This window comes from Pseudomonas corrugata, from assembly GCF_001269905.1.
GTDB classification, from domain to species: Bacteria; Pseudomonadota; Gammaproteobacteria; order Pseudomonadales; family Pseudomonadaceae; genus Aquipseudomonas; species Aquipseudomonas corrugata.
Window position 1 is genome coordinate 309,618 of sequence record NZ_LHVK01000010.1, and the last position, 6,001, is coordinate 315,618.

Sequence of the window (6,001 nt, forward strand, 5' to 3'; positions counted from 1 at the left end):
GGCCTTGCTGTCTCGTCGTCAGTACTTGAGCCGGATGGATCGTTTCCAGCATGGACGTTCGGCGCGAACTTTAGGGCGTGAGGGGCCTGAGATCAACTAAAAATGTCGCGTTTTTGCACACATCCGTCGTGCGGCCGGCGACTGCTCTTGATGTAACCGACCTGTGTGACGGATTGATGTTCCCGCTGGATGAATAATCGGGGGTGTTTCGCAGTGCTTGGAGAGACCCGGTTTGGATCAGCACGCCGGAAAACTGTGGGAGCCGAGCTTGCTCGCGATGGCGGTGGGTCAGTTGACGGCAGTGCTGGCTGTGCCGCCGCTATCGCGAGCAAGCTTGGCTCCCACAGGGTTTGTGGGCAATTAAGCCTGCGCGGTTTCGGCCGGCGAGACAATGCTGGTCTTGCCGCCACGAGAGCGTCCAGAGCTCAGGTATTCGGCGATGGATTCCTGGGTCACCTCGCCGAGGAAGACCCGTTCGGCATCCATCACCGGCAACCACGAGCGGTTGAACTCGTACATGCGCGACAGCAGGATCCGCAGATGTTCGTCATAGGCGGCCGTGGCGTTGAACTCCTGCAGGAATTGCGCGCAGGTACCGGTCTGGCGGTGCAGGTCGCGACGGCGCACGTAGCCCAGGGCCTTGTTCTCGGCGCAGGTGACCGCCACGTAGCGCCGGTCATGTTCATCCATCAATTCCAGCGCCTCGACCACCGGGGTTTCCGGGCTGACCGAGGGCGCGTTGTCGGCCGCATCCTCGGCCTTGACCAGCAGCAGACGCTTGAGCGTGCTGTCCTGGCCGACGAAGTTGCTGACGAACTCGTCGGCCGGATGCGCCAGCAGCGTGTCCGGGTGATCGCACTGGACCAGCTTGCCGGCGCGGAAGATCGCAATCCTGTCCCCCAGCTTGATGGCTTCGTCGATGTCGTGGCTGACCATGATCACGGTCTTGTTCAGCGCCCGCTGCATCTCGAAGAACTCGTTCTGGATCATTTCGCGGTTGATCGGGTCCACCGCGCCGAAGGGTTCGTCCATCAGCAGCAGCGGCGCGTCGGCCGCCAGGGCGCGGATCACGCCGATCCGTTGCTGCTGGCCACCCGACAGTTCACGGGGATAGCGATGCAGGTACTGCTTGGGTTCGAGCTTGATCATGCTCATCAACTCGCGGGCGCGGTCGTGGCATTTCTGCTTGTCCCAGCCGAGCAGCTTCGGCACCACCACGATGTTCTCCTCGATGGTCATGTTCGGGAACAGGCCGATCTGCTGGATCACGTAGCCGATGTTACGGCGCAGGGTCACCTCGTCGAGGTCGGTGGTGTCTTCGCCGTTGATCAGCACCTTGCCCGAGGTGGGCTTGATCAGCCGATTGATCATCTTCAGCGTGGTGCTCTTGCCGCAGCCCGAGGGCCCGAGGAACACGCAGATCTCGCCTTCGTTGACGGTCAGGTTCACCGAGTCCACGGCGTTGACATCCTTGCCGTTACTCTTGAAGGTCTTGCTGAGGTTCTGGAGTTCGATCATTTCGTTAATCCTTTTGGAGTCAGCGAGCGTTGCAGCCATTGCAGAAGCAGGTCGGCGAAGATGGCCAGGAGACTGACCAGCACGGCGCCGACGATCAGCATCGACATGTCGCTGCGGCTGATGGAAGCGAGGATGAGCACGCCCAGGCCACCGGCACCGATGGTGGCGGCGATGGTCATGACGCCGATGTTCATGACCACGGCGGTGCGCACGCCGGCGAGGATCACCGGTACGGCGATGGGCAGCTCGACCATGCGCAGGCGCTGGCCGAAGGTCATGCCGATGCCTCGGGCGGCTTCACGGATGCCCGGTTCGACGCCGGTGAGGGCCAGGTAGGTGTTGCGCATGATCGGCAACAGCGAATAGAGAAACACGGCGGTGATTGCTGGCATCGGGCCCAAGCCTTGGCCGAACTTGGAGTAGAACGGCAACAACAGGCCGAACAGGGCAATCGACGGGATCGTCAGCAGCACCGTGGCGCTGGCCTGCAAGGGGCCGGCCAGTGCCGGGAAGCGGGTCATGAAAATGCCCAGCGGCACGCCGATGAGAATCGCCAGGCTTACGGCAATGCCCACCAGAGTGATGTGCTGCCAGGTCAGGTGCATGACCTGCTGCCAGTCGAGATGGGAAAAGGCGTTCAATAGTTCCATGGCTTTTTCCTCAGTCGATGGGGTGCTGGCGCAGGAAGTCGGCGGCCACCACAGAAGGGCTCTCATGGTCGACGTCCACGCGGGCATTGAGTTGTCGCATGGTTTCATCGTCGAACAGTTCGGCCAGCGGCTTGAGTTGCGCGGCCAATTGCGGATGTGCGTCCAGGAACGCCTGGCGCACCACCGGCGCGGCGGTGTAGTCGGGGAAGTAGTGCTTGTCATCCTCGAGCAATTTCAAATTGAAGGCGCTCAGCCGGCCATCGGTGGTGTACACCAGACCGGCGAATACCTGGCCGTTGCGCAGAGCGGTGTAGACCAGGCCGGCGTCCATCTGGCGGATATTCCGGCGCGTCAGGTTCATGCCGTACTGCTTGACCATGCCCGCCAGGCCGTCGGGACGGTTGGCAAACTCGGTGTCCAGGGCCACCAAGTGGTTCTGGTCCGCTTCGGCTTGCAGCACACTGTTCAATTGGCTGATGTTGCTGATCTGTGGGTATTGGCGGGCGACTTTCTCCGGCAGGGCCAGCGCGTAGGTGTTGCTGAATTTCGACGGCACCAGCCAGGCCAGGCCTTTTTTCGCATCGAGTGCTTTCACTCGGGCGTAGGACTGGGCGCTGTCGAGTTTCTCCGTGACATGGTTGTAGGCCACCAGTGAGACGCCGGTGTATTCCCAGAGCAGGTCCAACTGCCCGGTTTCCTGGGCACTGCGGGCCAGGTTGCTGCCCAGCCCTCCAGTGATCTGTGCGTCGTAGCCTTTGCTGCGCAGGTATTGTGCGGTGATCTCCGCCAGCAGCGTCTGCTCGGTGAAGACCCGGGCACCGAGGCGGATCACCGGTTTTTCCGCTGCTTGGGCGAACCCTGCAAACAGCAGGACGCAGCCCAGTATCAAGCTCAACTTCTTCATGATGATTCCTTAATCCAGCCGGCTTTATGACGGTCGCAGACCGCGTTCCAGCCAGAGTCGGCTGGCCAGTGTCACCAGGCCATCGAGCAACAATGCCAAGAGGGCGGTGCAGGTGGCGCCGAGCAACAATTGCGGCTGGTTGTTCAAGGCAATGCCGGGGAAGATCAGGCTGCCAAGGCTGTTGGCACCGATCAGGAAAGCCAGTGGCGCGGTACCGACGTTGATCGCCAGGGCGACCCGCACGCCGCCGACAATGATCGGCACGGCGTTGGGCAGTTCGACTTTCCACAGCACTTGGCGCGGGGTCATGCCGATACCGGTGGCGGCTTCCTTGAGAGAGCCCTGGACGTTTTTCAGGCCTTCATAGGTATTGCGCACAATGGGCAGCAGCGAGGCGAGGAACAGGGCGAAGATGGCTGGCCCGCTACCGATCCCCAAGAAGCCGAGGGCGATGGCCAGTACGGCCAGGGGCGGCACGGTGTTGCCGATATTGAAGACTTGCATGAAGCGCTCGGCGCGTCCGACCATGCCGGGGCGGCTGAGGGCGATACCGGCGGGGATGCCGATGATCAGGGCTGCCAGCATGGAAACCAGTACCAGCATCAGGTGGGCTTGCAAGTAGAACAACAGATCGTCGTGATAACGTCGGATCGTATCGATGCCGATCCAGTGGACCAACAGGGCCAGGAGCGCGACGACGACCACGCCTCCTGTCAGCCCTTTGCCATAGCGGATAGCCACAGGCGGACTCCTTTGTCTTTCAGTCGGCGCACGCTTCCCCAGTCGGCAGACCGTAAAGTCGCCGGGAAAACGTTCGCGAGAAGCAGCTCTTTTCGATGCCGGTAAAACGGCACGTTATCGAGCCATGAGCGCAGCCTCGTCAGGCTAACTTGCTGATTTTTCAGCCCTTGACGAATTGACGCGGCAGGGGGGTGGACGTCTCCACGGGGCAAAAGGTTCCCATATCGGGGAGCATATGGCCACCTTCGATGTGCTCAACGGTTCGGTTCCTGGCACAAGTTGGGCTATAATCGCCGCCCTTTTTTGAATCACCTGCCAGGCGATTTCCCATGACCAAACAGGCCGCCGAAGTCGCGAAACGCCGCACTTTCGCAATTATTTCCCACCCCGACGCCGGTAAGACCACCATCACCGAGAAGCTCCTGTTGATGGGCAAGGCCATCGCGGTTGCCGGTACGGTGAAGTCGCGCAAGTCCGACCGCCATGCCACCTCCGACTGGATGGAGATGGAAAAGCAGCGGGGGATTTCCATTACCACGTCGGTCATGCAGTTCCCGTATCGCGAGCACATGATCAACCTGCTCGACACCCCGGGCCACGAAGACTTCTCCGAAGACACCTACCGCACGCTGACCGCGGTGGACTCGGCGTTGATGGTGCTTGACGGCGGTAAAGGCGTCGAGCCGCGGACCATTGCGCTGATGGAAGTCTGCCGTCTGCGGGACACGCCGATCGTCAGTTTCATCAACAAACTCGACCGGGACATCCGTGATCCGATCGAACTGCTCGACGAAATCGAAGCGGTCCTGAAGATCAAGGCTGCACCGATCACCTGGCCGATCGGCTGCTATCGCGACTTCAAGGGTGTGTACCACCTGGCCGATGACTACATCATCGTCTACACCGCCGGTCACGGTCATGAGCGCACCGAAACCAAGATCATCGAAAGGCTGGACTCCGACGAAGCGCGCGCGCATCTGGGCGACGAGTACGAGCGTTTCGTCGAGCAGCTGGAATTGGTGCAAGGTGCCTGCCATGAATTCGACCAGCAGGCGTTCCTCGATGGCCAGATGACCCCGGTGTTCTTCGGTACCGCGCTGGGCAACTTCGGTGTGGACCACGTGCTCGACGCCGTGGTCGACTGGGCCCCGCGTCCGCTTCCACGGGTCGCCAACGAGCGCACCGTGGAGCCGGTGGAAGAGAAGTTCTCGGGCTTCATCTTCAAGATCCAGGCGAACATGGACCCCAAGCACCGCGACCGGATTGCGTTCATGCGCATCTGCTCCGGCAAGTACGAAAAAGGCATGAAGATGCGCCACGTGCGTACCGGCAAGGACGTGCGCATCGGCGACGCCCTGACCTTCTTCTCTTCGGAACGCGAGCAGCTGGAAGAAGCCTTCGCCGGTGACATCATCGGCCTGCACAACCACGGCACGATCCAGATCGGCGACACCTTCACCGAAGGCGAAGTGCTGGGCTTCACCGGCATCCCGCACTTCGCCCCGGAACTGTTCCGCCGCGTACGCCTGAGGGATCCGCTCAAGTCCAAGCAACTGCGTCAGGGCTTGCAGCAACTGGCCGAAGAGGGCGCCACCCAGGTGTTCTTCCCGGAGCGCAGCAACGACATCATCCTCGGCGCGGTCGGTGTGCTGCAGTTCGATGTGGTCGCCAGCCGCTTGAAGGAGGAATACAAGGTCGAGTGCTCCTATGAGCCGATCACCGTGTATTCGGCTCGCTGGATCGAATGCAGCGACAAGAAGAAGCTTGAGGAATTCACCAACAAGGCAGTGGAAAACCTGGCGCTGGACGGTGGTGGTCACCTGACCTACCTGGCCCCGACCCGGGTCAACCTGGCGCTGATGGAAGAGCGCTGGCCAGACGTGAAATTCCGCGCGACCCGTGAGCATCACTAAGCGCTGAGCCGCAAGACCCAAGCCCCGTTGCGAAAGCCGCGGGGCTTTTTTTATACCTCCTCGTTACGGCGCTGCTCCTGTGGGAGCCGAGCTTACTCGCGATGGCGGCGCCCCATTCGGCATTGATCTTGGCTGACAGGTCGCTATCGCGAGCAGGCTCGCTCCCACAGTGGAACTGCTGATAGAGGATATTTGTGTGCGACGCCAAACCCTGTGGGAGCGAGCCTGCTCGCGATGGCGGTGGCCCATTTGGCATTGATCTTGGCTGACAGGTC

General features: G+C 61.3%; 5 protein-coding genes. 1 reads left to right on the plus strand and 4 read right to left on the minus strand.

Annotated elements, in window-relative coordinates; genetic code table 11:
* Positions 1–360 precede the first annotated feature (360 nt).
* The 4 genes from AD665_RS17960 to AD665_RS17975 are packed head-to-tail and all read right to left on the minus strand — an operon-like array spanning position 361 to position 3,813.
* On the minus strand, positions 361–1,518 hold the full coding sequence (locus AD665_RS17960; RefSeq protein WP_053193029.1) for an osmoprotectant ABC transporter ATP-binding protein OsmV: 1,158 nt from the start codon (positions 1,516–1,518) through the stop codon (positions 361–363).
* Positions 1,515–2,168, minus strand: a complete 654-nt coding sequence (locus AD665_RS17965; RefSeq protein ID WP_024781131.1) for an ABC transporter permease — start codon at positions 2,166–2,168, stop codon at positions 1,515–1,517. Before AD665_RS17965 ends, AD665_RS17960 begins: the two co-directional genes overlap by 4 nt.
* 10 nt (positions 2,169–2,178) lie before the next feature.
* On the minus strand, positions 2,179–3,072 hold the full coding sequence (locus AD665_RS17970; protein WP_053193031.1) for a glycine betaine ABC transporter substrate-binding protein: 894 nt from the start codon (positions 3,070–3,072) through the stop codon (positions 2,179–2,181).
* Positions 3,073–3,096: 24 nt separating this feature from the next.
* Positions 3,097–3,813: an ABC transporter permease gene (locus AD665_RS17975; RefSeq protein WP_024781133.1), complete on the minus strand. Its 717-nt coding sequence runs from the start codon at positions 3,811–3,813 to the stop codon at positions 3,097–3,099.
* A gap of 329 nt (positions 3,814–4,142) precedes the next feature.
* Between AD665_RS17975 and AD665_RS17980 the strand changes: the two genes are divergently transcribed.
* Positions 4,143–5,726, plus strand: a complete 1,584-nt coding sequence (locus AD665_RS17980) for a peptide chain release factor 3 (RefSeq protein WP_024781134.1) — start codon at positions 4,143–4,145, stop codon at positions 5,724–5,726.
* The last annotated feature ends 275 nt before the right edge of the window (positions 5,727–6,001 follow it).